This window comes from Agrobacterium rubi TR3 = NBRC 13261 (assembly GCF_000739935.1).
Taxonomy (GTDB): domain Bacteria; phylum Pseudomonadota; class Alphaproteobacteria; order Rhizobiales; family Rhizobiaceae; genus Agrobacterium; species Agrobacterium rubi.
The window spans coordinates 41,740-67,938 of sequence record NZ_BBJU01000024.1 but is presented as its reverse complement, the minus strand read 5'-3'; the positions used below and the strand labels follow the sequence as shown (position 1 = coordinate 67,938).

The window sequence follows — 26,199 nt, the reverse complement described above, 5'->3', positions numbered from 1 at the left end:
GCCCATTTCAGATCAAATAAATATACCGCGCTTGGGCCCAAATTGCGCGATTATTGGAGGGAATTTCCCAATCACGGCGTATGATCCGAATTATTGGAGGTATTAAGGGCACTTTTTCAAACGGAAACAGTATTGTATCAATCAATATTCAACCTGATTGAGCGGCGAGTTGGACCCGCGTGAATATTCTATTGAAAAACGCCAAAATTGTCGCTTTCCATTGGGATGTCAATGCACAGTATGTTCCCCGATTTTCAACTTAAATAGAAACGGTTGATGTCTTTAGTTATCTACACAAAGACCAATCTTCCCTAGCAATGTCAGCCTCATCTCTTTTTGATAAACAATGCGATCATTTCTCTACCAAAATTGTGGATCTGATAATGGTCGACAAGCCTGATGAATTGGACCGCCGCGTTGCCGCAGCCTTCTCAGAACGAGAAGCTTCGAGGGAAAGAAGAATTACTCAAATTTCCGGCGAGTGCCGCGCTGGGTTAGCTTGCAAAAGGCTGGCCGACGGTCGCTTTCCGGAGATCTCAGCCGGTCAGAGGGTCGCAGTCCTCTCCGCTTACATCTATGTTGGCGAGGAAATTCTGAGGTGGATACTCGAACCAGAAGCTTCGGTGCGAACAAGAGTGAGTGGTCTCGTTGCCATCGACCTTGCACCATCTTGCATGGATATCTCCAGAGCTCAACTTCTCCAAACCATGAATTTGCTGAGTGGTAAAAGATGTGCACCCAGCGACCTTAGTCATTTCGTGGCCATTTCAATCTCTGAGACTGCCCGCTCCCGAACCCTGCAAATGGCGCCGTACGAAGAAGGCTCGTTGAAAAGCGTTACCGGGTTTACCGTAATCATTGAAGAGGCAGTACCATTTGACATGGTAGCTTATGGTCGAAACCTGATGCTGAAGGCTTCGGCAGGGTCCTTTCCAACGATCGACTTGCTCTACGACTACAGATTGTTTCTCGACAAATGTTCAGATAGTGGGCGGATCGGCTTCTTTCCAGAAGATGTTCCCAGGCCAAAAGTAGCGGTCATTGGGGCTGGCATTTCCGGGCTCGTGGTGGCAAGCGAACTGCTTCATGCTGGCGTAGACGATGTTACAATATATGAAGCAGGTGATCGGGTTGGAGGCAAGCTTTGGTCACATGCTTTCAAGGACGCTCCGAGCGTCGTGGCCGAAATGGGGGCGATGCGATTTCCTCCTGCTGCATCGTGCTTGTTTTTCTTCCTCGAGCGGTACGGTCTGTCTTCGATGAGGCCGTTCCCAAATCCCGGCACAGTCGACACTGACTTGGTCTACGAGGGTTGCCGATACATGTGGAAAGCCGGGCAGCAGCCACCGAAGTTGTTCCATCGCGTTTATAGCGGGTGGCATGCGTTCTTGAAGGACGGTTTCCTTGAGGGAGATATTGTGTTGGCTTCGCCTGATGCTATCACTGAGGCCTTGAAATTAGGGGACATTAGGCGGGCTCATGACGCCTGGCAAATTTGGCTGAACCGTTTCGGGAGGGAGTCGTTCTCTTCAGCGATAGAGAGGATCTTTCTGGGCACGCATCCTCCCGGTGGTGAAACATGGAGTTTCCCTCATGATTGGGACCTATTCAAGCTAATGGGAATAGGATCTGGCGGGTTTGGTCCAGTTTTTGAAAGCGGGTTTATTGAGATCCTTCGCTTGGTCATAAACGGATATGAAGAAAATCAGCGGATGTGCTCTGAAGGAATCTCAGAACTTCCACGTCGGATCGCCTCTCAAGTGGTTAATGGCGTGTCTGTAAGCCAGCGTATACGCCATGTTCAAGTCAGGGCGGTTGAGAAGGAAAAGACAAAAATAAAGATAAGGCTTAAGAGCGGGATATCTGAACTTTATGATAAGGTGGTGGTTACATCTGGACTCGCAAATATCCAACTCAGGCATCGTCTGACATCCGATACCACCATTTTTCGTGCACCAGTGAACCAAGCCGTTGATAACAGCCACATGACGGGCTCTTCAAAATTGTTCCTGCTGACTGAACGTAAATTTTGGTTTGACCATATGCTCCCGTCCTGTGTCCTCATGGACGGGGTCGCAAAAGCAGTGTATTGTCTGGACTATGAGCCGCAGGATCCGAACGGTAAAGGTGTGGTGCTCATCAGTTATACATGGGAGGACGACTCCCACAAGCTATTGGCGATCCCCGACAAAAAAGAGCGATTATGTCTGCTACGGGACGCAATTTCGAAATCGTTCCCGGCGTTTGCCCGGCATTTAGTTCCCGCTTGCGCTGATTACGACCAAAATGTTGTTCAACATGATTGGCTTACAGACGAGAATGCCGGCGGAGCTTTCAAACTCAACCGGCGTGGCGAGGATTTTTATTCTGAAGAACTTTTCTTTCAAGCGCTGGACATGACTAATGATACTGGAGTTTACTTGGCGGGTTGCAGTTGTTCCTTTACCGGTGGATGGGTGGAGGGCGCTATTCAGACCGCGTGTAATGCCGTCTGTGCAATTATCCACAATTGTGGAGGTGTTTTAGCAAAGGACAATCCTCTCGAACACTCTTGGAGGAGATATAACTACCGCAATAGAAATTAATCTGCGTATCCTGTTACAAGTATTGCACGTTTTATAAATTGCTATTAATGAATATTGATGTTTAACAACGAATATGATGGTGTAAATAAAATTTCTGTAATTCTATTAACCTCCATTATGTTGAGGTGCGCAGTAATATGTTGAGGTATAGTTAAAATATCAACTGTCGCGTTTATTGAATGGTAATATTATTCCAACGGTAGAATATCTTTGATTTTGTCACAATGACAACGACTGCAAGAAGTAAATAATAGACACCGTTGTTAAGGAATTGCTATCACATGTGCCTAACAATATGGACATATTTAAGTCAAATATGAAATAGTCGCCCTTATTTTGACGTCTCACCTAATCAACTATTACAAACGATTTCACTCTCTCGCCAGCAATGATGATAATCAGCGCAGACAAGTGGCAGTAAAGCGCGGAAAAACGTCCTCAAGTGGCATGAATAGCTGCCTCTATAGTGCTGATTTAGTCAGCCTTATTTTGACTTAAAGGCGCCTTCGTTGGTGACAAATTGCTTTCAAGGAAACAGCCGTGCCCCACACTTTGTTGAAAAACAAGTTGCCCTTTGGAGAGACGCTAAAGCCATTTGCTCTTCAATAAGGAATCTCGAGGAAGACAATATAACAGCCTGTGATGATACACTTCTCGAACCCAAAAAATATCAATTTGTATTCAAGATATCGCAAAACACTTATGGATCTCCGTCTAATTTTCGGTCCAACTTGTACAGGAAAGACATCGACCGCGATAGCTCTTGCCCAGCAAACCGGGCAGCCAGTCCTTTCTCTCGACCGGGTCCAATGCTGTCCTCAACTGTCAACCGGAAGCGGACGACCAACAGTGGAAGAACTGAAGGGCACGACCCGTCTATACCTTGATGAACAGCCTCTTGTGAAGGGTATCATCTCAGCCAAGCAAGCTCACGAGAGGCTGATCGCGGAGGTTTATAATAATGAGGCTCACGGTGGGCTTATTCTTGAGGGAGGATCTATCTCGTTGCTCAAGTGCATGGTGCAGAGCAGTTATTGGAGCAACGATTTTCGTTGGCGTATTATTCGCCACAAGTTAGCAGACGAGGAGACCTTCATGAAAGCGGCCAAGGCCAGAGTTAAGCAGATGTTGCACCCCGCTGCAGGCCTTTCTATCATCGAAGAGTTGGTTCATCTTTGGAATCAGCCTCAGCTGAGGCCCATACTGGAAGGGATTGATGGGTATCGATACGCCATGTTGTTTGCTAGCCAAAACCAGATCACACCCGATATGCTATTGCAGCTTGGCGCAGACATGGAGGATAAGTTGGCTCATGGGATCGCTCAGGAGTATCTCATCCATGCGCGCCGACAGGAACAGGAATTCCCTTCAATTAACGCAGTCGCTTTCGAAGGATTCGAGGGTCATCCGTTCGGAATGTAATAGGATCTCCTGGCGCCCTGGGGATTCGCTATGTTTGCGATTGGCAACGACGAACAGCCCTATCCGATGAAGACAAAAATCGCAGGACGAGTTGGTGGAAGGTATAGCCCAGGAGTATCTCAGCTATGCTCGCCTGCAGCATCGCCGCTACGCAATGCCAAAGATAGATCTATCTTTGCATAATAAAATACGATTAAGTATATTATGGAATGTTCGATTGGTATTTGTAGATGTTTTATTTTTCATGGGCGTGTTTCATTTTGTATTGTATTTTCATAGTTTTGAAACGAGACGTTTCATAAATAAAATTACGCACGACTAATAATAGTAATAATAATATGTGTTTGGGCCACAATTGCTGTATTTAGACCATATTAATTGCATTGCGAGAGACGAAAATGACGAATTTTATTTCGGTACTGGATGATATTAGAAACATGAAAAATAACAAGATTCAAAGCACGCGTTGATAGATCAAGTTTTCTGGTAACCGCGACACCTAACGTGTGAGATGGCACGATCCCAATGCGACAATGGGATAATGAATGAGATCGGATAATTGGAACTCTCTCGTTTCCTCTTCCTCTTCCTCTTCCTCTTCCTCTTCCTCGTTTTCGATACCTTCGTTATCCTCTCCTTCCTCAACATAATTACCTAGCCTGGCGTACCAACCATAACCTTGACCGCGGATTACATCAGTCCTGATCCGTATGAACAACTGGCTCATCAGGATCGCCAAAAAAAAGCTGTTTGTACTCGGACCGTGGTGGTAATTAACGAAGCCTCCTTGACCGCAACTCTGTTGCAAGATTGCGTTCATTTCTTGTGGATCCAATAGCCATGGGGGCATTGCGGTAGCTACTGTCCCGAAGGCCGGAGAGTTGGACGGTAATAGGCGATTGAGACCACACAATTGCGCTGTTACTTCATCGACGTAAACATAGGTGAGCCTCTGGTCTGAAAGGAGATACTCGTCATCGTACGCATTTGGGTTAACAACGGAGCGGTTAAAGTATACGAATTGTGACAGGGTGGATCTGAAATCGGTACGAGCCTGGCGCAAGTGTTGCCTCAACTCACTAACTCGTAGGATGCGTCTAAGATCGCGAACCTGCCAAGTAGGAACCGTCATTTCGTATATTGCCGATTTGCCGAGGGGCTGTGACAGAAATGGAGTGATGGTTCGTGTTCTTATAGTGAATGGGCAAGCGATTGTGGCCGACTCGATAGCATTTTCGTGAGTGCACTTGGTAGCCTCGTCAGGCAATCAGCGCGCAACAGTCGCCGCATGTGGAAATATTTCTCCAATCAGGAGCATTTTTCGCTAAATGTGTCATATTTTTTGTCTTTTTTGTCCCAAAAGTCGTGGATTGGGTAATTAGATCGCAGAATGTGGCAATTCTGCGCCGAACTGCTTTTTGACATTTACGCCCCAACTTTTTCTTCGGTGGGCCACCGTCGGCACGAATTTTTGTCTTTTTTAAAGAGCGCTTGGTGCAAATTTCAGATTTCAGAGAAGATATCTGTTCCGTCTGAGGCAAGTTTCTACTTCTCAATTACAAGTTGGAAATGGAATACAATCGTCCAATGTTCCGACCGAGATACGTCAAATTTGTATCTGATTCATCGTTGGGAGATTTCCGTCTTAGGGAATCTAGGGACGCATATGTAGGGTTTATCAATAGTACATTAGCTAGTGCTCAGAAAGTGTTGGAGGAATCAATTCTAAAAACTAAGGTTTGCGCAGCCGACGGGAGGTTAGCGCATTTTTCTGAAGCGCCGTGTCTGCGGGGTCCTTCTTTTGACACCTTGTATTCAGTGCTTCCCGGCACTGATTTGTGGTACGTCTACGGTAGTTCCGACGAAATTCATCGGTTTGTGGAGTGCGGAAAATTTTTGTGCACTACGGCTTCCAGATTTGTCGCCTGTACTGAATCGCCTTACACCGACGGAGTGACATCCCAGACGATATGGAAATGGCACAACCAGATCTCACCTGGCTCTCGGCTTTCCCTGAAGGATGTGGAGGCGTTTTTCGCTTTCCTGCCGAATGTATCGTTTTTCAAGACGAACTATTCACTTCTCGAAATCCATGGCATGCATCAGCGCAAGTTTCTTGCCCCAATCCCAAGTTCACGGTTTAGATGCGAAGTTGTCGCGTTTGGTGAGGCCTTTCCGCCGTCGCCTAAGCTCGTACCAGATGCGAAGATTGTCAGCGTTGAGAGGCTTTCTAAGTGGTCCTACGGTAGTTGTTTCCGGTGTTAGATTAGCGCAGAGTGTTGATTGTGGATGTGTATTGCTTTTCAAATATTAATGTTAACTGAATCTTGAGTGTGTTTTTAACGTTATATTATATCATGGGGTTTTTGTATTGTAATATAAAGTAATTCCGGATTGTGATAATTAGTAGTTAAGAATGTCTGTGTGAGGGGATTTCCTCTAGGAAAAATTTGATTTTATACGAAATTAACATCCTTTATTTTGTTGCTAGATTAATATAGAAAACATAAAAATAACAAAGTCGAAAGCACAAAAAACACACTTGATAAGAAAAATACGCGTTACATTTTACATAAATATGATAATTCAACAGAAATTATATTAGATGCATCGCAATACGGTGATAGGGGTGCGGACTTATGAACTTTATTACAAGAGGTTGGAACGAACTGCGTGGCGCACGTCTTCTTTACTTCATCATCTCATCCTTAACAAGTATGGTGGCACCAAAGCGGATCAAGTCTCCTGACCTGAAGTTACCAATCACGCTGGATGTTTTGTCAGTTGGCGGAAAGTTTGCCTTTCCCGCATGAATAATATTGATGAACGCGCGGGTGAGGGGCATCTCGATTTTGGTAATAGTTGCAATTGCCGCGATATCCTCCAATGAGCATAATTCCTCAGAAAAATAACGATGTTCCATGTTGTCAGGGCATGCATAATGCACGTTATGAGGTGATGGTGCGAGGCAATATTCCCTTAGGGTCGCATAATTAGTGCCATATTCATCATTGCATTCCTGCAAGAGAGAATTGAGATGCAACCCACACGCTTTGGCAACCTTCCGGCGCTCTTGGTCTACCTGCTCTTGAACATTGCAAACGTAAGTGTTGGATCCTTCACCATAAAAGAAAAAGTCCGTCTCGGCTCGTGGGGTTCGCTCGTCTAGTTCAAGAAGCCACTGCTCAGCTCTTTTGGTAAGGGAATTGACAGGGTCGCGCAATCTTCCGATGTTCATAACAGCGGCAATCGCATGAGTGATATAGTTGGAAAAGAACAGCACCTGCAATGGTGGGATGGGGATGATCCTAGCCGTAAATAGCTGGGCGAAGATGATCTTGATATCTTCGGGTAAATCGATGACGCCAACATCATTTCGATGAATTGGGAAACACGACAGTCCGAAAGAAGCTTTCATTTCCTTGATGTTGACCTTACATTTTTTTTTATCCGATAGCTTAGACGTTGTGGGCGAATTATCCGTCTCGAGTATTCGCTTGCATTGCAGCTGCCTCTCGTACTTCATGGAAAACCCATGGCCGCAGACGACGAGAATATCCTTTTCTGCGAGTTCACCGTTGAAGTTGGCTAGTTCACTGACGAAGCTGTCGTGAACGTCCGCACGGGTGACAATAATCAGTAGATGGCTGGAGCGAATAACTGCGAGCAGATCATCAGAGGCTGAGACCGTAAATGAACCGTTGATCACTCCCTCGGTGGTGACGACTCCTTCGTTGGCTTTGATTGCTGAGATCGATCCTGGATGATCCGCTGGTGCCCACAGAGCCGTGGAAACGTGCCGAGAGGCGAACCAAGCCGCTAATGCAGTCCCAGCGTGACCAGAACCGAGGACACCTACAGTCAAGGGAAGCGGATGATGACCTGCGGCTGGGACAGGTAGAGAAGTTGAGGATGAAGCGAGAGCCATTATCGAATATTTTGGTTGAGAGAGAATATGAGATATCTGATTGAGTTCCGAAAGGAATTTATGTCAAACGTCAGTTGCGTTGTGGCAAGAAACTCTTGCTGGCTGACAGTGACCTGAGGCGACTTTTGTACGCCCAACAGTGGTTTCTGACGTACGTGCTTAGCTCATTAAAACTCTAGCAGCCGGCGGCTGAGTGGCTCCTTCAACTTTAAAGTTCAATCCATCCCAAAATTAAAACGGCTTGTCCAACGTCATCGCCCCGGTCAATAGCGTGGCTGCCTTAAATTTTGCGCTCCTGATCGGTTTGTCATTTTCCGTAATCAATTGTAAATATCCAGTGTTTGACAGGATATATTGGCGGGTAAACCTAAGAGAAAAGAGCATTTATTAGAATATTTGTATGTTTGTAAGAGCGTGAAAGACTCATTCGATCGTTCGTTTGTATGTGCAAGCCCCATAGAGCCCGTTCTAGATGCTCGACGGTCCACGCGCTATTGGCATCTCTTCAACTTCCCAAAGTTCGGAAAGCCTGACGACGCAGCAACATTCCAAAGAGATCTCGAGGCTCGTCCGGATCGGCTATTAGGTCGAGTGGGCTGCTGTGGCTTGATCCCTCAACGCGGTCGCGGACGTAGCGCAGCGCCGAAAAATCCTCGATCGCAAATCCGACGCTGTCGAAAAGCGTGATTTGCTTGTCGCTCTTTCGGCCGACGTCCTGGCCAGTCATTACGCGCCAAAGTTCCGTCACAGGATGATCTGGCGCGAGTTGCTGGATCTCGCCTTCAATCCGGGTCTGTGGCGGAAACTCCACGAAAATATCCGAACGCAGCAAGATATCGCGGTGCATCTCGGTCTTGCCTGGGCAGTCGCCGCCGACGCCGTTGATGTGGACGCCGGGCCCGATCATATTGTCGCTCAGGATCGTGGCGTTGTGCTTGTCGGCCGTCGCTGTCGTAATGATATCGGCACCTTCGACCGCCTGTTCCGCAGAGGTGCACGCCTCGATCTGAAACCCGAACCGCTGGAGATTGCGGCTGCAGCGAGCTGTTGCCTCCGGGTCGATATCGTAAAGCCGTATCCGATCGATATGGAGCAGCGCCTTGAAGGCGAGCGCCTGGAACTCGCTCTGGGCACCGTTGCCGATCAGCGCCATCGTGCGCGCATCTTTACGCGCCAGATATTTTGCCGCGATCGCGGAGGTTGCGGCCGTTCGCAAGGCCGTCAGGATTGTCATTTCCGACAGCAGCAGCGGATAGCCGCTATCGACATCGGAGAGCACGCCGAACGCGGTCACCGTCTGGCGTCCCGACTTCGTGTTTTTCGGGTGGCCGTTGACGTATTTAAAGCCGTAGAGGGTGCCGTCGCTCGTCGGCATGAGTTCAATCACGCCGTCCCGCGAATGCGAGGCGATGCGTGGAATCTTGTCGAAGCTTTCCCAGCGCCGGAAATCTTCTTCAATGTAGCCGGCCAGTTGAACAAGGAAGTTCTCGACCCCGGTGCTGACCACCAGGTCCATCATGTTCTCAACACTGATGAACGGAACGATGTTGAGGTTGGCAATTGCGGGCATCTTTTGGCCCCCTTCATTGGTTTGATAGACTGTCGGACGAGCCCGGATCACACGGGTTCGTCCGTGATCGCGTACCCGGCGATTACCCGTTTCCTGAGCGTGGGCAGATCGAGCGGGCCGAGGTCTGGAAGCAGGTCGTTTTCTTCGGAGAAGTCGCGTCCGTAGCAGGCGCTTAAGATCTGCACGCCGCTTTCATGCAAGGGTGCAGACAGGCCGGCTGCTTTTGCCAGATGCAGGGTCGGGATCAGACCGAAGGGAACGTCCTCGAGCACGTAGCGAGTATCAACGCTCTTTGGGCCTGCCGGGTCGCTTCCGCGCTCGACCAGGATCGACGATATTTCCGAAACGGATTGGCCGGATATGTCGAACGACAATCGGAAGTGATCGAAGGTGGATCGGACCGTCTTGCCGAAGGCGGAAGCGATTGCCAGCCTCTCCAGATCGAGCGCCTCAAGGAAGCGGCCGACGGCAGGCGTGACGTTGGTGTTCTGACCCCATTCCTCAGCTCGCTCGATACGTGACAGATTGCACAGCGCGATGCCCATATGGTCCTGGGGATTGAGATTGCTCAATGCGATCGTGAGGATATCGTCCTTCACGTCGAAGCGATCACCGAACAGAGCGACACAGGTTTCGTGCGCCCGTCCTGCGAAACGTGCCGGCACGGTCGCCATATCGACCTTTGCCCGGATGGCGCCGATGTTGAACGTATCCGCCTCCCGCAGCTTGCATGTCAGCACAGTTGTGCTCCATGCCGTGATTGGGATCTCGATTCCACGCTCGGCCAACCCTTTGGCGAGGTAGAGCGCCGCAAAGGAAAGATGGGCGCTGATGATCACCGAATGACGTGCGCTGAGGTGCGGCAGAAGAGCGTCGAGAACAAAGCGGTGACCATAGGCGGGCAGCGCCAGCACGATCACATCGGCTTCGGCCAATTCCTGGGCGTTCGTGCAGATATGCGGGTGGAACTCCGTGATGATCGCACCCGTGATCTTCACCGGTGCGCCGGCAGAGAAAGCAGCAGTTCTTTCGCGTGAACGCGACCAGATCAATGGCTCATGTCCATTCTGCAAGAGGAACGCCGCATACCCAATGCCGATCGATCCTGCTCCGGCGATTCCAACCTTCATCTTCTTCCTCCTGGTTTCGAAGGGTTGTCTCAATGCGAGAGGCAAACCTCGATCGCACCGGGCCACACCCGGTGGTCAAAATGCTGTTGTCACCCTGTCGAACACGCGCCGGCCGAACAGGCTCGCGGCAAGATCGGTCATCAGTCGGGCCGTGCGCCCTCGCTCGTCCAGAAACGGATTGAGCTCCGCAAGGTCGAGCGAGGTGACGAGACCGCTGTCATGGAGCATCTCCATGATGAGGTGTGCCTCTCGGAAAGTCGCCCCGCCCGGAACCGTGGTGCCCACCGCCGGCGCAATCCCGGGATCGAGGAAGTCGACGTCGAGGCTGACGTGCAATCTGCCCTTGGCCTTGCTCACGCGGTCAAGAAAGACGCCCAGCGGGCGTATGACCCCTTGCTCGTCCAGAACCCGCGTGTCGGAGACTTCGATACCGATCTCGGCAACCCGGCGCCTTTCTTCCGGGTCGACCGAGCGAATTCCCATCATGGATACGTTGCGGGGATCCACACGCGCGGCCAGCGGCGGTAGTCCTTCGAAGCCAGGCTGGCCCGTATAGTAGGCGACCGGCGTGCCATGAAGATTGCCGCTTGCAGTCGTGTGTAGGGTATGCAGGTCTGGGTGCGCGTCCAGCCAGAGGACGAATTGCTCCCTGCCGAGTTCGGCCGCTCGTTCGGCCTCCCCGGAAACGGTACCGGCAGACATTGAGTGATCGCCGCCGAGAAAAACCGGAAGATCGCAGCTGCGGGCCATCTCCAGCGCCTTTTTGGAGAGACTGCGCGTCCATCCCACCAGAGCATCGAGGTTCTTCACCGCGGAATTGGTGTGACTGATTTCGGGCTCCGCCGTCGGCGTCGCATCTCCGAGATCAGTGACGGCCCAGCCCAGTTCCGTCAAAGCTCGCGACAAGCCGGCAGTCCGAAACGCATCAGGCCCCATCAGGCATCCGGGTTGGGATGCGCCGCTTTGAACGGGGGCTCCCGGGATTTGGCACGTCTTCAACTCATTCTCCTTGCGACGCCGTGAGGCGTTCATTTCTTGACTGCAAATCTGGTCACCACGCTGTGGCGATGTCAGAACGATCACTCATGTATCGACGCTGAAACGACTTCCTCGGCCTGCTGAGCTGCAAGCATCGATACCGTTAAGGGAACGAAGGGAGGCCGCGGATTGAACAGGCCGACCTCGCCAGCGGTCAGACCGGCGACGGACTTCACCAGTTCGTGCACCGGGTAGCCGCACTGCCTTCCCTGACAGGGACCCATGCCCGCGCGTGTAAAACTCTTCAGCTGGTTAGGGCCTCGGCAAGCGCCACGGACAGCAGCTTCCCTCAACACGCCCGCGCTCAACTCCTCGCACCGGCAGACGATCGTTTCGTCGTCCGGCTGGGTCCGCGCAATATTCGGCGGGTAGGCCCCATCCAGAAATCGCCGGAACGACTTTTGCCGGCCATGCTGTGCTCTCAGCGGTTTTGTCTCGGTATTCGCCTGAGCGGCCGTCAGGGCGCCGTCACGAAGAAGGATACCGGTCGCGGCGATCTCTCCTTCGATCTCGGCATTGACGGCGCCGCCGATCCGAGCACCGTCCCCGGCTATGTACAGTCCGTCCGGACCTGCGTTCATCCACTCGTCGCGCTCAAGCCGGAACGCTGACTGGCCGACATCCCACATCAGTTGCGCGCCGACCGACACGGCCAACTGATGGCTTGGCACCAGCCCCTCGTGTACAAGAAGGGATTTGACCTCCAATCGGTCGGACCTGCCGTTTGAAGTTTCGAACCGTACAGTTTCCAGTCGTCCGCTTCCTTCGGCGCTGATTTTGACCACGTTGCGTACGTGCCGAACGCCACTGAACTGCGGTAACCAGGCAATCCCTTTCAGGATTTGGCCGGGCTCCTTTAGCGCCCCGCGAAAACCGCGCAGCGAACGGCTGATGAGACCCCGAGGGGTCGTATCGAGATAAGCGACGGGCTTTGTCCCGGCGAGCCGCATCTGCTGCATGTATAGTAGGGGAAGAGGTCCGCTCCCGACCACGGCAACTGGCCCCCGTGGCAGTTGGCCCGCCGTCTTAAGGAGAATCTGTGCGGCGCCGACCGTCATGATGCCGGGTAGCGTCCAGCCGGTGAACGGAACCGGGCGTTCCTGTGCGCCCATAGCGAGCAAGAGATGCCGTCCCATGACAGAACGAATTTCTCCACCCTTTACATATTCCACCGTCCAACCCTGGCTGAGCCTGCTTACCTGAGCCTCCGGAATGTAGTCGGCGCCGCTGGCCAGGAATGCTTCGATTTGCCGGATGCCGCGTCGATATTCCGCCCCCAGAACGTTTATGACCGGGCTCGTCGCGTTGCTGCCGGCATTACGCCAGATCTGACCTCCGGGCTGTGATTGCGAATCCAGCAAGACGACGGATAGGCCGCCGCGCACAGCTCGCCTCGCGGCGGCCATGCCAGCGGGGCCAGCTCCGACGATTAACAGGTCGGCGCTCGAATTCGGGTTCATTTCAGCCTCTTCGGATGGTCATGGCGTTCGACCCTCATGCCGGCTTGAACCGTTTGCTGACAGCTTCGGATCGTGCCGATGTCTTCGATGTACACGATACATTCGAAACAGACGCCCATCATGCAGTAGGGCGCCCTGGGCTGGGCGGAAGGAAAGGAGGTCCGCGTATGGATGTCGTCCAGACGCAGAAAGACGGCGGCCAGAGGCTCCCCATCACGAGCGGTCACAGTTCGACCGTCGATGGTGATTTCCACGCTTGGGCCGGAGGGAAAGAGAACTTCACTCGTCACGCCGCGATCCCCATCTTGAATCTGCTGCCGCGGAAAGCGTCGTAGGATGGCTCCCTTCCATCGGCTGCCAACCAATCGGCAAAAGGACCCGCATGCAGAGCGGCAAGGGTGACGCCGGAATGGCATGCGACGACATGGATGCCGGGGTATCGCCGCGACCGATCGTAGACCGGCACCCCATCCGGGGTCAGCACGCGGAGTCCCGCCCATTGCCTTATGACACGCAACGCGCCGACGTCAGGCATCACACTGATCGCGCGATTGGCGATATGACGTGCGCCGCCAGCTGTCACATCGGTAGACCGGCCCACACGTTCATTCGTAACGCCGAGCTGAAACGTGCCCGTCATAGTCTGACGAATACCGCTGGCGGCGTAAGGAAATACCGGGGCGACCCGTTCCGTGATGAGAAGCTGCCCCTTTTCCGGAACGAGCAGAAGTGGAAGGTCCAGGCTCTTGGCAAAAGCCATGGAGTCATTTCCCGCTGCAATAATCACCCGCTCCGCTTCTATCGTGAGGCCATCCGTTGCCAGTCGGAAGCCACCAAGCGTGGGCGCGATGCTGTCGACGTGTTCGCCCGTCACCAAGGTTCCACCGAGGCGCACAAATCCCTCCAGCAAAGCGCGAAGGACCAGGAGAGGATTGACGTCACCGTCCATATGACTGAACGACGCTGAACACACCTTCGGCCCGAGACGGATGTCGGGAAGCATGCGCTCAAGGCGCGAGCGCTCCAGCATCTCGAAACGATAGTCAGGATGAATGGCAGCCATCTTTTCGCCGATGGCTTTTTCTTCTTCCGCCTGAGCTTCCGACACACAAAAGAGCAAACCACCGTTGCGGCGGTACTCTACGTCGACACCGGTCAGCTCTTTCAACTCGGAGGCAAAACCTGGCCACAGCTCAGCGCTTTGCCGCGTGATGCGATGATATTCAGGATATTCGTCGCCCTTGCCTTGAACCCAGATCAGGCCGAAATTTGTTCGGGACGCACGCAGCGCATCGTCCGCGCCATCGATGATGATCACCCGGCGCCCCAACTTGGCTAACCCGTATCCAATTGCGGCGCCCACTACGCCGCCGCCAACAATGGCCGTCTCGAACTCGTGATCCATTTAACCTTCTCACAATACGAAGGCTTCCGTGCCCGGGCGAAACGTTCGATCCGTGGCCATTAGCCCCCAGTGAGCCAGACGCATCCTTCAATCCTCGTGCGGTCGGCTATACAGTGTGTCCAGCTGTCGCCGTTTGACGGCCAAGTTTTGAGGACCTTCTTTGCTTCGGTTTCATCAGTCTTGAACAGATGATCACCATGTGAAGCGGGTCGATTGCAGATCTGGCTATCTTGGAATTCTTGCCTTCCAGCTTAGGGATAAGGCGTTGCCGTCCATGCTACAAGGGTAGTAATAGGCATACGGCGATGTTCAAATGTTATGAAGGCGGCATGGTCCTAGGGCCGTCGCGAGCGACAGGACGCGATCTCAGTCACCTTCGTCGCCCTCAGTTTCTATAAAGCAGGCGAGTCTCATCCGTTCCGATTGATTGCCGTTGCCAATCAATCGGTGGGATATGCAAATTCTCCAAGCGGAGTGAGCAGCGTATTCATCGCTGAAATATCGCGATGATCATTCCAGAACGGAGACAGGTTTCATGCAGATCAGAATAGATCGAAATACCCCGCAGGCCGACCAACTGAAGAAGCGAGGGTGAGCGGCAGATGCTTAGAATCGGCGTTGATATCGGTGGGACGTTCACAGATTTTTGCGGGTGGCGTGAAGGAGAGGACAGGATCGTCACTCTGAAGGTTCCTTCGACTCCTCCCGCTTTCGAAAACGGTTTCCGCGAGGGATTTGAAAAACTACTGGAACGGCTCGCGCCCGAGCCGGGCGAGGCGGCCTTCGTCATGCACGGCACCACGGTCAGCACGAATGCCGTAATCGAGCGAAAAGGCCCGAAGATCGCGTTCTTCGTAACGAAGGGATATAGGGATCTGCTCGAACTGCAGCGGATCGGCGTCCGCAACCCTCTGAACCTGTTCGAGACCCGAACCAGGCCGCTGATCGATCGCGAGATGGTTTTCGAGGTTGAGGAACGACTGCTGCGCGGCGGCTTGGTTCGAACCTCGATCGACGAGGCAGCAGTCGAGGCACTTGCCCGTCGTGTAGCCGACGCAGGTGCTGCCGGCTATGCGGTCGCGCTGCTTCACAGCTACGCCAACCCGCAGCATGAACAAGCGGTCGCGCGGGCTATCCGTAAAGCGGTCGGCGAAGATGCCGAGGTCAGCCTGTCCAGCGAGATCTGGCCGCGGATCGGAGAATACGAAAGAGCGATCGTCAGTGTGCTCAACGCTTTCGTGAAGCGCCGGATGAACGAGTATATCGGCGCGGTCGAAACTTATGTGGCTGAACGGTTGCCAGGGTCGCAACTTTTCGTCACACGCTCGAACGGTGGTGCGATGGCCGCCAGTGAGGCGCGCAACTTCCCCATCCATACACTTCTGTCGGGTCCGGCGTCTGGCGTGACGGCTGTGCAATATCTCGGCCGCGCCTTGCGCGAACACAACATCCTCACCATGGACATGGGTGGCACCAGCACTGACATCTCGCTCGTGCGCGATGGCGAAGCTCTCACCTCGACTTCGGCCGAGGTGGGTGAGTTTCCGGTTGTCATGCCAGTTACCAGCATCGAGGCGATCGGCGCAGGCGGCGGTTCGGTCGTCACGATTGATGGCGGGGTGTTGCGTATCGGCCCGCGCAGTGCTGGGTCCTATCCTGGCCCTGCCTGCTTCAGCCGAGGCGGCACGGAACCCACGCTGACCGATGCCTTTTTACTTGCGGGCTATTTGCCTGAAGCCCTTCTTGGCGGCGATATGCAGCTCGATCGTCATGCCGCCGAACGCGCTATGGCGCCGATTGCGGAGACTCTCAAGACGGACGTGCTCAGCGCCGCGGAAATGTGCGTCACCGTCGCAAGCTCCAACATGGTGGCCGGTGTCTTGCCTTATCTCGCACGCCAGGGCGTCGATCCCGAAGATCTGACGGTGCTCGTTTACGGCGGAGCTGGCGCGATCCAGGGGCCGCTCCTTGCGGCCGAGATCGGCGTGAACCGCGTTCTTGTGCCGGCGACACCTTCCGTATTCTGTGCCCTCGGGGGCCTTGTCTCTGATTTGAGCAATGACGCGCTCGAAACCGTCCACGGCCTTGATATCGATGGTTCTCTCATCGCGAAGAAGTTTCAGGTCCTTCGCGAGCAGGGAGCCGAATGGTTATCGCGGCAGGCACCGCCGGAGCGTCTCGTGTCGAAAACGTTCGAGTGCTGGGCTGAGATGCGCTACGTCGGGCAGTCCTTCCAGGTTGACGTGCGGCTGCCGGATACGGCGATCGAAGCGCACGACATTGCCGCAATGCATGCCGCCTTCCACCAAGAGCACGAACGGATCTACAGCCATGCCGACAAAGCGGCGCCAGTCGAATTCGTCGACCTGCGCATGCGCGTGCGTGGATCGATGTCGATACCTCAGCCCACAACACCTGAAACGTTCGGGGCTGGCGGTGCGCTCAAAACGGTTCGTTCGATGCGCTTCCACAACAAACTCATTCCCGAGGTACGCGTCTTCGATCGCGCATCTCTCACCCCCAACGATGCGATCCAGGGGCCGGCCGTCATCGAGCAGCGTGATGCGACGATCGTCGTTCCGCCAGAGTTCGTTGCCCGCGTTGGAGCCTTTGGCGCAATTCTCATGACCCGGAGCTGATCAATGGATGCCGTTCGTACTGCCGTCATGAACAATCGATTCAACGCGATTGTCGAAGAAGCCTCTGCCGCGATCTACCGCACCGCCCACACGACTTTCGTTAAGATCGTGCAGGATTATCAGTGTGCGATTGCGACTGCCGAAGGCGAAATGTTCGCTTATCCGATGTTGTCTGGCGTCAATGTCTTCGTCGGCTCCCCGTTGAAGCCGACGCTGGATGCCATCGGCCGGGAGAACCTGAAGCAAGGCGATATCATCATCACCAACGATCCCTTTGCCACGGACGGTCTGGTGACGCACCTGATGGACGTTACGCTGCTTTATCCGATCTTCTACGACGAGAAGCTGATCGCGATCGGCTGGGCATTTGTCCATGCGTCCGATATCGGCGGCGCCGTTCCAGGAAGTATCTCGCCAGCCTTCACGGAAGTATTCCAGGAGGGCCTCCGTGTCAGGCCAATGAAGCTCTACGAAGGAGGGGTGTTGAACGAAGCGATCAAGTCGATCTTCCAGGACAACAGCCGAATTCCGACCGAGTTGTGGGGCGACATTCAGGCCATGATCTCGGGCCTGAAGAGCATGGACCGGCGCGTCAGCGAGCTTTGCGAGCGATATGATCGTGAGAGTGTCGAGGAGGGGATGCAGGACGTCATCAACTACGCGGAGACCAAGGCCCGCGCGGTGATCAGGACGATTCGGGACGGTGTATATACCTTCTCGGACTATCTTGAAGGGATCCATGATGGTCAGCTGGCCTATTTCAGCGTGACCATGACGGTGAAGGACAGCGAGATCGAGGTTGATTTTACCGGCACGGATCCGCAATTGGCGGCCGCCTACAACCTGGTAACGGGGGCAACCACCCACCCCTACATTATCCAGTGCCTTTACGCCTACATCCTGACCGTTGATCCGCTGACGCCGCGCAACTCCGGTATCTTGCGGGCGATCCACGGCCATGCTCCGCGCGGCACGGTTCTCAACGCGGTCTATCCCGCATCCGGCGGGTCTCGTGCTGCATCAGCGACACGCGCCTACGACGTTATCCTGGGGTGCCTCAATCAGGCACTACCGGAGGGCCTTGCCGCAGCCGGTGGCGGTATGAGCGGGGTTATCGTCGTTTCGGCTCCCGATCCTCGTACAGGCCGTGACCGTGTCAACGTGGTGGGTACGATCGACGGCGGCGGCGGTGCCCGCCGTGGCGTTGACGGCCTGGACGGATCGGAAGTACGCTACTCACAGCGCAGCGTGCCAGTCGAAGTCATCGAGATCGAAACGGTGCTGGTCATGCGGGCGCTCCGCCTCGTGCCGGACAGTCGCCGCGCGGGAAGATTCGCCAGCGGCGCCGCGCTCGAAATCGAAATGGAAAACACGTCAAATCGCGCGGTCATAACGGTCAGAAACCTGAACCGGTTTGTGTTCGCGCCGTGGGGCTTCAAGGGGGGAGAGATCGGTCTTCTGGGTAAGGCAATCGTCAATCCTGGCCGACCCGATGAGCGATCGGTCGGCAAGATCTCGGTGCTGGAGCTCGGACAGGGCGATATTCTCAGGATCACCAGTTCCACAGGCGGGGCGTTCGGCGAACCTCTTGAGCGGGATGTGGCGGCGATCGCGCGCGAGATCGAAAACGGCATGATTTCCCCGGAGCGGGCCGCCGACGTCTATGCTGTCGTCTTCGACCGGGACGGTAAGATCGACGAGGCGGCGACCGCGGAACAACGCCGCGAACGCGGGAACCGAAAGTCAGACGACTTCAATTTCTGCATCGAACGCCAGCGTCAGGACCAGGTGTGGTCGCAGCAGACACGCAGGGAACTGGCATCGCGGGCATTGACCTATGAACAGCGCATCCGCAGCCAGCTCGTCGATCGCGTTCATCACCGCCTGTTGGCGAAAGGTGAACGGGTTGATGCCGGGAAACTGGATCAAGTCATCGCCGAAGAAGCCGGCCGGTTGTAGCGGCAATGGTCCTGTGATGGTAATCAGTTAGTATGAACGGTCGTCTGAAAGTGCGGCTATTGGAAGGGATGCCTCCTCCAGGGGCTCCCTTTGTTCATTCAGAATTTCACAAGCGCCGCTATTTTCGTGCTGAAATCAGGTTTTGCGCAGCCAACGTCGCAAACTCGACGAAAGGCAGTATCCCTGGAACCGGGCAATCTGGATTCCAGCCCACGGCCATCGAAATCTCGACGGACATATCGTCCACAACTCGGGTAACAACGCCGTCGGGGGCCATCGCAGACACCCACTCCGGCAGGAACGTGATCCCGACGCCGGCAGTCACCAGGGCCAGAGCTGTATTGGTGTCGGAGACCGCTATGTCGTTCTCGATCAGCAGGCCGGCGCCGACAAGTTGTTCGTATACAGTCTCAAAACACGATAGCTCGAAGCGCTTGAGCGCGAAAACACCGTGTCCGGCGAAATCTGATAATTTCAACGCGGTTTTTCTCGCAAGTACCGATTGGCGGGGCATGACGGCAACAAATCGTTCCGACAACAGGTGCTGAAACCGTACCAGATTGCTGTTGGATGGCGGTCGCATCAACCCGACATGGAAGTCACCGCGCTCGATCCCTCGCAGAAGCTCTATGGAATCGACCTCTTTGATGACAAGCCTAGTCCTGGGAAACCTTTGCCGGAAACGGCTCAAGATCAAGGGGAGCAATTGACTGGTGGCCGGGCTGATCGCTCCGATGATCAGCTCTTCTCCGCCGGGACTGAGACCGCCGGCTTCCAGCTTGGCATTGAGGATCGCCTCGTCGATTTTCAAAAGGATCTCGCGCGCGTGATCAAGGAATGATGCTCCCGCACGCGTCAGCTCCACGCGCCGCGTAGAGCGGATGAACAGTTGCACCCCCATAAGCTCTTCAAGCCGCTTGATCTGCTGGCTGAGCGTTGGCTGCGACATGTTCAGTCGGATCGCGGCTCTGCGGAAATGTAGTTCTTCAGCGGCAACGACAAAACAGCGGATGCTTCCAATTTCTATTTGATACGACATCTCCGCTCACCAATACAAAGCGACGTAACATTCAAACCCTAAGATTTGAATGTTACGTCGACATTCGCCCGAGCGCACTCTTTCGATCGGTAATCCAACGGGGATTTCCAAGTTCTAATGCGTCTCCACGGCCTTCGGAGCCGTTCCGCCCACCCGGGCGCGCATGTGCGGATTGAGCCACCACTCCGCCAGAATGACCAGGCGGCTGACAATGAACGTGATGAACAGGTAGATCGCACCGGCGACGATGAACACTTCGACCGGGCTGTAGGTGGCCGAGATGATCTGCTTCGCCAGACCGGTCACTTCGACGATAGTGATTGTCGAAGCAAGCGACGTCGATTTGATGATGAGCATGACTTCGTTGCCATAGGCCGGCAACGCTTGCCGGATGGCGATCGGGAACACGATTCTCCTAAACTGGAGAACTGTGGACATGCCGACAGCGCGCGCCGCTTCGATCTGCCCGAGAGGAACCGCCTGTATGCCGCCCCGGATGATTTCGCTGGTATAGGCCGCGGTATTGAGGGCCAGAGCGAGGATCGCACAAAACCACGGTTCGCGGAACGACGACCACAGACCAATTTCCGTGAGAAACCCTCTGAACTGAGCCGACCCGTAGTAAATCAGGAACATCTGCACCAGAAGTGGGGTCGATCGGATCAGGTAGACGTAGCCGTATGCTACCGAAGAAACGATGCGGTTTTTCGAAAGCCGCATAAGCGCGACAGGTACCGAAACAACAAATCCGATGAGGAGCGATATGAACGCGAGCGCCAGCGTCGTGGGGACGGCAGCAATGAGTTTGGGGAACGACTCGATGATGAGTTGAATATCCATATTATTGGCTCCTCACACCGCGGTTCGCCCACTTTTCAGCTTTAAGAAAGCCCCGATTTGACACGGAGGAAAGAACAAGGAAGATCACGAAGGCGGTGATATAGAAGGTAAAGGGCTGCTTCGTCGAACCTGCCCCCATCGCCGCTGTCCGCATGATTTCGACCAGGCCGACAACGGAAATTAGCGACGTGTCCTTGAGCGTGAACTGCCAGACATTTCCAAGGCCTGGGAGGGCGAACCTAGCCGCTTGTGGGATCAGCACCCGCCGCAGCCGCAGCCACGGACCCATCCCAATGGACTTCGCCGCTTCGATCTGGCCGGGGGGAACAGCGAGAACGGCAGCGCGAATGACCTCGGTGGCATATGCTCCGGCACTCACACTGATGCAGAGTACGCCGATCACGAAGATTTGAGGCTCGATGTACCCCTCGTATCCGAACAGTCCATTGGCGATGGTGCGCAGGAGTGTGCCGCCACCGAAGAATACCAAAAAGATGATGAGCAGTTCAGGGACGCCGCGAACGACCGTCGTATAGACGTCACCGAGCAGGCGTAGTGACCAGAAACGGGATAGTTTTGCCGCAGCGAAAATCGAACCAAAGATGATTCCGAAAAGGTACGAACAGGCTGCGACGACAACAGTCATCATCGCCCCGCGCACCAATTCATCGCCCCAGCCGGCATCTCCCCATTGCAATAGTGTCAAGTCCATCGACCACGCCTCAAGCTTGCTAAACAGATAGAGCGCCGGCCACACGAGTGCCGACGCTCCTATTGAAAGTAATTACTGCTTGGGAGACGCGTCGTAACCGAACCACTGTTGAGACAGCTTCTGAACGGTCCCATCGGCAATCGCGGAATCAATTGCTTTGTCGAACAAGGCTTTGAGATCGGTATCCTCTTTGCGGATGCCAACGCCGACACCCTTGCCGAACACTCCCCCCGTCATCCTCGGACCAAACATCTTCAGGTCCTTGTTGTCAGGCTTGTCCGTTAGCGGCTTCAGGAAGCTGACCGAAGCCAGGCTCGCGTCGATACGGCCGGCCTTCAGATCCATTACGACATTGTCGATGGTGTCATAGGTGGAAATCTGCACGCTCGGCATCATTTGTTTCATGAACGCTTCATGAGATGTACCGGCTTGAACGCCAAACTTCATGCCTTCGAAAACCTTGGTGAACTTATCCAACTCGGTTTTCTGCTCGGGGGTGATATTGTCGAGCGGAAGGTTCTCGAGTGCCACCGGGGTCTTCAGAAGTGGACTGTCCGCTGTCGTCAGGAACGTCATCGGCGTGAGGAGATACGGGCGGGAGAACGAAATGACCTTTTCGCGCGCCGGCTGAATTCCCATCGCCGCCATAATGGCATCGTAACGACCCGCCGTGAGAGAAGGAATGATCCCGTCCCAAGCCTGCTCGACGAATTTACATTCGATGTTCATGCGCTTGCAAAGGTCGTTTCCGAGATCGATGTCGAAGCCGATCAGTTTTCCGCCCGCATCCTTGAAGTTGTACGGCGCATAGGATCCTTCGGTTGCAATCGTAATGCTCTTGTAGTCCTTGGCCTGTGAGGGGCCTGCCGCGACGAGGACGCCGGTCACAACTGCCGCAAGCGCATTTAAGTTGAAGAATTTCATAACGTTCACCTCTGTTGCTGTTATTTTTTTATTTCGAGTGTTGACTCTTCTGCGCGCTTGCGCGCTCACAGAACGCTGGAGAGAAAGGCCCGACACCTTGGTGACGTCGGGTTCTGGAACACTTCTTGCGGCGTTCCCTGCTCTTCGATTTGCCCCTTTTCGAGAAAGAGAACCTTGCTCGATACGTCGCGAGCAAAACCCATTTCGTGCGTCACCACGACCATCGTCCGCCCCTCCTCGGCGAGCTTCCTGATCACCTTCAGGACTTCACCCACCAATTCCGGATCGAGGGCAGAGGTTGGTTCGTCGAAGAGAAGCGCGCTCGGCTGCATAGCCAGTGCGCGTGCGATGCTGACGCGCTGTTGTTGCCCACCTGACAATTGAGACGGGTAGGCGTCGTGCTTGTCGGCAATACCGACCTTGTCCAGGAAATCCATTGCACGGTCGCGCACGTCGCCCTTGGGCTGCTTGAGAACGTGTACGGGGCCTTCCATGACGTTCTGCAGGACAGTCATATGTCCCCACAGATTGAAGCTCTGAAACACCATGCCGAGTTGCATCCGCATGCGTTCGATCTTTTTGCGATCGACGCCGATCAATCGGCCAGCCGCATCCGTTTTGACGACGACCTCTTCCTGCCCGACAGCGATACGGCCCTTGTTCGGGGTTTCGAGGAAATTCATACAGCGCAGGAAAGTACTCTTACCGGACCCGGAGCTGCCGATAATCGAAACCACATCGCCTTTATTGGCCGTGAGTGAAATGCCCTTCAGAACTTCAAGCGTTCCGAAGTTCTTATGGATATCTTCTGCCACCAGGGTGGGCTGCGTACCGTCCATTCGCGTTCCCTTGTTCTATCATTCCCTATCCCTTGCGATGCAGCGAAAAACCGTGCCGTTAGCACGGCCGAGAATGGCGCAGCCGGCACCTGTCCGGCTTTCATTCTCAAAGGTGAAACACGTGTTCACGTGGCCACCGCGGTACATTCTTCGAGAGTAGGACCCAGTTTTCTATTGTTACTAAAAGCTTGCCTTCCATATCGCAAGGGCAGTAATAGGCATGCGCCCATGTGTATTTGTTATGGAGAAAGCAATGATTCAATCGCGTCAGTTAGAAGCGTTCCGGGCAGTCATGCTGACAGGAGGTATGACGTCAGCAGCGAATCTGGTGAGGATCACGCAGCCCGCGATCAGCCGGCTGATCAGGGATCTCGAAGAGGAAATTGGGATCAGCCTCTTCGAAAGAACGGGCAACCGGTTACGTCCTACGCGGGAGGCCGGTATTCTGTTCAAGGAAGTGTCGCGACATTTCAACGGGATTCAGCACATCGACAAAGTCGCGGCTGAACTGAAGAAGTCTCACATGGGGTCTCTAAGGGTCGCCTGTTATACGGCGCCGGCTCTGAGTTTTATGTCCGGCGTCATCCAGACGTTCATCGCCGATCGGCCCGACGTGTCGGTCTACCTCGACACGGTTCCCTCCCAGACGGTCCTCGAATTGGTCTCGCTCCAGCACTACGATCTCGGAATATCGATATTGGCTGGCGACTATCCTGGTCTCACCATTGAACCTGTCCCTTCGTTTCGTGCCGTCTGCCTGCTGCCGCCGGGGCATCGTCTCGAAGACAAGGAAACTGTTCATGCGACGGACCTTGAAGGAGAGTCATTGATTTGCCTCTCTCCGGTGAGCCTTCTACGGATGCAGACAGACGCCGCACTGGACAGCTGCGGCGTCCACTGTAACCGCAGGATAGAAAGTAGTCTGGCACTGAATCTCTGCGATCTGGTAAGCAGGGGAATGGGGGTTGGCATTGTCGACCCCTTCACTGCCGACTACTACAGTGCAAATCAGGTTATTCAGCGCTCCTTTGATCCGGTTGTCCCCTACCATTTTGCTATAGTTCTTCCGACTGACAGCCCGCCGCCGCGCTTGGTTAGCGAATTCCGGGCAGCGTTGCTCGATGCTTTGAAAGCCTTACCCTATGAAACCATTTGATCGTCAGGTTCGCCGCAAGTTGTCAAAGAAATCGGGTTCAGCCCGGTGTCGTGGCCGGAAAGGCTGGCGATGATCGCGATGGCCGTGGATGGTATCGCTTTCCCGAAAGCAACGAAATTGTTTGGACTTGGCACATCTCTGGCTCCCGGGGTGTGATGCGATCGGTTGGGCACTTTTGTCACGGTGTTATTTCCCCGAACGCGGCAGGGTCGTTGAGACTGGGCACGCGTCTCATCGATATGTTCCGGGGAAAACAATGTCCTGATCGACAAGGACATTGAATTTGTAACCAGGCCGGATCTCGATCGTCGGCTGTACGTCCATGTTTCTCTCGATGGTCCGGTCAGCGACACGACCGAAGGTTTCGGCAAAGTTCCGACGCGCCGCATCGGAGGCCGTATCCTGCGTCGCCAGTGTCGAACTCTGCGGAACCGCCATGTCAATCCCCGTGCCGATCACGGCAATGAGGATGGCCGAACCAAACGTCTGGAGCCACTTCCGATCCACCTTATCGCGGAAACCGCTGTAGCCCTGCGCGTCCGTCCCGGACATGCCGCCGATCTGCAGCGTCGAGCCATTCGGGAAGATGATGTCGGTCCAGACGACCAGCACCCGGCTCTGGCCGAACGACACTTTGCTGTCGTAACGGCCGAACAGTTTCGTACCCTGCGGGATCAGGAGGCGGTGTCCCGTCGCTGAATCGTAGACGTTCTGGCTCACCTGGGCGGTGATGCGCCCGGGAAGGTCGGAATTGATCCCGGTGATCAATGTCGCGGGAATGACTGAGCCGCGCTTGAGTTCGTAGAGCGACTGTTGGGGGACGACACGGTTCGGCAGGTAGCCAAGTTCCTTGAGGTCGGCATTGAAGAAATCCTCCTTCGACTTCTGGCCGTTCGGATCAACATTTTGCCCGCCGAGACCGGCACGAAGAGCGGCCGCGTAGAGGTCGGGCGCTCCGGGTGTCACCGCAGTGGAAACCCCGTTCGTTGTCGCTGCTGCCGTGTCGTTTGTGTCCGCTCCTCGCCCAGCGAACTTGCCGCGGTCGACCGCGATCGGCGAATCATAGGCGGCGTCATTGGCCTGCAGCCGGGCCATTCTCTGGCGCTGCCGCTCACGAAGATATTGCTCTTCCTGCTCGCGCTGCAAGCGGGCGCGCCAGACCTGTTCCGATTCCAGTTGCGGTTCCGGCCGCGCGTCTTCCCGTTGACCGGGCTGCGGCGTGAATGGATTGACGGAGCGCTTCTCTTCCTGCGTCTCGACCGGCGTCGGCTGCAGCGTCGTCACCTGCTGCGGTTCGCCGATGATGCCGTCCGAGACCCCACGTTTGATCTGGTCGGCGAAGGTTGACGCCGGATTGCCGGAGCTTGTGTCCGGTCCGGTGTCGCGGAAATATAGCCCTCTCGATGTCAGACCGTAGAAGATGACACCAAGGAAGGCGACGACCAGCACGACCACGACGATGATCGGCAGACGGTTAATCCGGCGCATGCCAGAGCCTGTCTCGTCGTTGGCAGTGCCGCCGAGCTTGAGCGATTGAACCATGACCGCCCTCC

The 26,199-nt window shown here is 54.6% G+C and carries 20 protein-coding genes; 6 read left to right on the top strand and 14 right to left on the bottom strand.

All coding sequences use genetic code 11. The features are described 5' to 3' along the window. Positions 1–317: 317 nt before the first annotated feature. Together RRU01S_RS18175 and ipt are read left to right on the top strand one after the other, a co-directional pair. A complete protein-coding gene (locus RRU01S_RS18175) occupies positions 318–2,585 on the top strand; it encodes an FAD-dependent oxidoreductase (protein WP_045231697.1) in 2,268 nt (755 codons plus the stop codon). A gap of 702 nt (positions 2,586–3,287) precedes the next feature. Then, on the top strand, positions 3,288–4,007 hold the full coding sequence (ipt, locus tag RRU01S_RS18170; RefSeq protein ID WP_032489582.1) for an adenylate dimethylallyltransferase Ipt: 720 nt from the start codon (positions 3,288–3,290) through the stop codon (positions 4,005–4,007). Between the two features lie 499 nt (positions 4,008–4,506). Here the strand turns inward: ipt and RRU01S_RS18165 are convergent, their stop codons facing one another. Continuing rightward, positions 4,507–5,139: a RolB family protein gene (locus tag RRU01S_RS18165; RefSeq protein WP_045231696.1), complete on the bottom strand. Its 633-nt coding sequence runs from the start codon at positions 5,137–5,139 to the stop codon at positions 4,507–4,509. A gap of 437 nt (positions 5,140–5,576) precedes the next feature. Between RRU01S_RS18165 and RRU01S_RS26770 the strand changes: the two genes are divergently transcribed. Next, positions 5,577–6,272, top strand: a complete 696-nt coding sequence (locus RRU01S_RS26770; protein ID WP_080803222.1) for a RolB family protein — start codon at positions 5,577–5,579, stop codon at positions 6,270–6,272. A gap of 424 nt (positions 6,273–6,696) precedes the next feature. On the opposite strand, the gene nos is transcribed toward RRU01S_RS26770, so the two are convergent. From nos to RRU01S_RS18130, 7 genes are all read right to left on the bottom strand, one after another. Continuing rightward, positions 6,697–7,935 (bottom strand): D-nopaline dehydrogenase, encoded by a 1,239-nt coding sequence (nos, locus tag RRU01S_RS18160; protein ID WP_045231695.1) that lies wholly within the window; start codon positions 7,933–7,935, stop codon positions 6,697–6,699. Between the two features lie 505 nt (positions 7,936–8,440). Continuing rightward, the gene (gene ocd / locus RRU01S_RS18155; RefSeq protein ID WP_045231694.1) at positions 8,441–9,505 is read right to left on the bottom strand and encodes an ornithine cyclodeaminase; all 1,065 of its coding nucleotides are present in this window, start codon (positions 9,503–9,505) and stop codon (positions 8,441–8,443) included. A 47-nt stretch (positions 9,506–9,552) separates the two neighbouring features. Beyond that, positions 9,553–10,635, bottom strand: a complete 1,083-nt coding sequence (locus tag RRU01S_RS18150) for an NAD/NADP octopine/nopaline dehydrogenase family protein (RefSeq protein WP_045231693.1) — start codon at positions 10,633–10,635, stop codon at positions 9,553–9,555. A gap of 75 nt (positions 10,636–10,710) precedes the next feature. Beyond that, positions 10,711–11,667 (bottom strand): arginase, encoded by a 957-nt coding sequence (gene rocF / locus RRU01S_RS18145; protein ID WP_080803215.1) that lies wholly within the window; start codon positions 11,665–11,667, stop codon positions 10,711–10,713. Positions 11,668–11,714: 47 nt separating this feature from the next. Beyond that, entirely contained in the window at positions 11,715–13,133 is a 1,419-nt protein-coding gene (locus RRU01S_RS18140) for an FAD/NAD(P)-dependent oxidoreductase (RefSeq protein WP_045231692.1), read from the bottom strand. Further along, entirely contained in the window at positions 13,130–13,423 is a 294-nt protein-coding gene (locus RRU01S_RS18135; protein ID WP_045231691.1) for a (2Fe-2S)-binding protein, read from the bottom strand. Before RRU01S_RS18135 ends, RRU01S_RS18140 begins: the two co-directional genes overlap by 4 nt. After that, the gene (locus RRU01S_RS18130) at positions 13,420–14,538 is read right to left on the bottom strand and encodes an NAD(P)/FAD-dependent oxidoreductase (protein WP_045231690.1); all 1,119 of its coding nucleotides are present in this window, start codon (positions 14,536–14,538) and stop codon (positions 13,420–13,422) included. The genes RRU01S_RS18135 and RRU01S_RS18130 overlap by 4 nt, the downstream gene beginning before the upstream one ends. A 602-nt stretch (positions 14,539–15,140) precedes the next feature. Between RRU01S_RS18130 and RRU01S_RS18125 the strand changes: the two genes are divergently transcribed. Together RRU01S_RS18125 and RRU01S_RS18120 are read left to right on the top strand one after the other, a co-directional pair. Further along, a complete protein-coding gene (locus RRU01S_RS18125; protein WP_045231689.1) occupies positions 15,141–17,177 on the top strand; it encodes a hydantoinase/oxoprolinase family protein in 2,037 nt (678 codons plus the stop codon). A 3-nt stretch (positions 17,178–17,180) separates the two neighbouring features. Next, a complete protein-coding gene (locus tag RRU01S_RS18120; protein ID WP_012654954.1) occupies positions 17,181–19,136 on the top strand; it encodes a hydantoinase B/oxoprolinase family protein in 1,956 nt (651 codons plus the stop codon). 118 nt (positions 19,137–19,254) lie between these two features. Here the strand turns inward: RRU01S_RS18120 and RRU01S_RS18115 are convergent, their stop codons facing one another. The 5 genes from RRU01S_RS18115 to nocP form a co-directional block, all read right to left on the bottom strand. Further along, positions 19,255–20,175, bottom strand: coding sequence for a LysR family transcriptional regulator (locus RRU01S_RS18115; RefSeq protein WP_012654955.1), 921 nt, complete (start codon positions 20,173–20,175; stop codon positions 19,255–19,257). A gap of 114 nt (positions 20,176–20,289) precedes the next feature. Then, positions 20,290–21,015 (bottom strand): nopaline ABC transporter permease NocM, encoded by a 726-nt coding sequence (gene nocM / locus RRU01S_RS18110; RefSeq protein WP_012654956.1) that lies wholly within the window; start codon positions 21,013–21,015, stop codon positions 20,290–20,292. Between the two features lies 1 nt (position 21,016). Continuing rightward, positions 21,017–21,727, bottom strand: a complete 711-nt coding sequence (gene nocQ / locus RRU01S_RS18105) for a nopaline ABC transporter permease NocQ (RefSeq protein ID WP_012654957.1) — start codon at positions 21,725–21,727, stop codon at positions 21,017–21,019. Positions 21,728–21,799: 72 nt separating this feature from the next. Beyond that, complete coding sequence (gene nocT / locus RRU01S_RS18100) at positions 21,800–22,651, bottom strand: nopaline ABC transporter substrate-binding protein NocT (RefSeq protein WP_012654958.1); 852 nt, start codon at positions 22,649–22,651, stop codon at positions 21,800–21,802. A gap of 65 nt (positions 22,652–22,716) precedes the next feature. Next, entirely contained in the window at positions 22,717–23,490 is a 774-nt protein-coding gene (gene nocP / locus RRU01S_RS18095) for a nopaline ABC transporter ATP-binding protein NocP (RefSeq protein WP_012654959.1), read from the bottom strand. Between the two features lie 253 nt (positions 23,491–23,743). Between nocP and RRU01S_RS18090 the strand changes: the two genes are divergently transcribed. Next, positions 23,744–24,646, top strand: coding sequence for a LysR family transcriptional regulator (locus RRU01S_RS18090; protein ID WP_041723969.1), 903 nt, complete (start codon positions 23,744–23,746; stop codon positions 24,644–24,646). Positions 24,647–24,877: 231 nt separating this feature from the next. Here the strand turns inward: RRU01S_RS18090 and trbI are convergent, their stop codons facing one another. After that, positions 24,878–26,188, bottom strand: coding sequence for an IncP-type conjugal transfer protein TrbI (gene trbI / locus RRU01S_RS18085; RefSeq protein ID WP_012654961.1), 1,311 nt, complete (start codon positions 26,186–26,188; stop codon positions 24,878–24,880). Positions 26,189–26,199 lie beyond the last annotated feature (11 nt).

What these genes read in the sequence shown, in the direction of transcription:
- RRU01S_RS18140 (WP_045231692.1), bottom strand. Translation starts at nt 13,133, where the DNA reads ATGAACCCGAATTCGAGCGCCGACCTGTTAATCGTCGGAGCTGGCCCC.
- RRU01S_RS18125 (WP_045231689.1), top strand. Translation starts at nt 15,141, where the DNA reads ATGCTTAGAATCGGCGTTGATATCGGTGGGACGTTCACAGATTTTTGC.
- nocQ (WP_012654957.1), bottom strand. Translation starts at nt 21,727, where the DNA reads ATGGACTTGACACTATTGCAATGGGGAGATGCCGGCTGGGGCGATGAA.
- nocP (WP_012654959.1), bottom strand. Translation starts at nt 23,490, where the DNA reads ATGGACGGTACGCAGCCCACCCTGGTGGCAGAAGATATCCATAAGAAC.
- RRU01S_RS18120 (WP_012654954.1), top strand. Translation starts at nt 17,181, where the DNA reads ATGGATGCCGTTCGTACTGCCGTCATGAACAATCGATTCAACGCGATT.
- nos (WP_045231695.1), bottom strand. Translation starts at nt 7,935, where the DNA reads ATGGCTCTCGCTTCATCCTCAACTTCTCTACCTGTCCCAGCCGCAGGT.
- RRU01S_RS18130 (WP_045231690.1), bottom strand. Translation starts at nt 14,538, where the DNA reads ATGGATCACGAGTTCGAGACGGCCATTGTTGGCGGCGGCGTAGTGGGC.
- RRU01S_RS18175 (WP_045231697.1), top strand. Translation starts at nt 318, where the DNA reads ATGTCAGCCTCATCTCTTTTTGATAAACAATGCGATCATTTCTCTACC.
- nocM (WP_012654956.1), bottom strand. Translation starts at nt 21,015, where the DNA reads ATGGATATTCAACTCATCATCGAGTCGTTCCCCAAACTCATTGCTGCC.
- rocF (WP_080803215.1), bottom strand. Translation starts at nt 11,667, where the DNA reads ATGAACGCCTCACGGCGTCGCAAGGAGAATGAGTTGAAGACGTGCCAA.
- ocd (WP_045231694.1), bottom strand. Translation starts at nt 9,505, where the DNA reads ATGCCCGCAATTGCCAACCTCAACATCGTTCCGTTCATCAGTGTTGAG.
- RRU01S_RS18165 (WP_045231696.1), bottom strand. Translation starts at nt 5,139, where the DNA reads ATGACGGTTCCTACTTGGCAGGTTCGCGATCTTAGACGCATCCTACGA.
- RRU01S_RS18115 (WP_012654955.1), bottom strand. Translation starts at nt 20,175, where the DNA reads ATGTCGTATCAAATAGAAATTGGAAGCATCCGCTGTTTTGTCGTTGCC.
- trbI (WP_012654961.1), bottom strand. Translation starts at nt 26,188, where the DNA reads ATGGTTCAATCGCTCAAGCTCGGCGGCACTGCCAACGACGAGACAGGC.
- RRU01S_RS18090 (WP_041723969.1), top strand. Translation starts at nt 23,744, where the DNA reads ATGATTCAATCGCGTCAGTTAGAAGCGTTCCGGGCAGTCATGCTGACA.
- RRU01S_RS26770 (WP_080803222.1), top strand. Translation starts at nt 5,577, where the DNA reads ATGGAATACAATCGTCCAATGTTCCGACCGAGATACGTCAAATTTGTA.
- RRU01S_RS18150 (WP_045231693.1), bottom strand. Translation starts at nt 10,635, where the DNA reads ATGAAGGTTGGAATCGCCGGAGCAGGATCGATCGGCATTGGGTATGCG.
- nocT (WP_012654958.1), bottom strand. Translation starts at nt 22,651, where the DNA reads ATGAAATTCTTCAACTTAAATGCGCTTGCGGCAGTTGTGACCGGCGTC.
- ipt (WP_032489582.1), top strand. Translation starts at nt 3,288, where the DNA reads ATGGATCTCCGTCTAATTTTCGGTCCAACTTGTACAGGAAAGACATCG.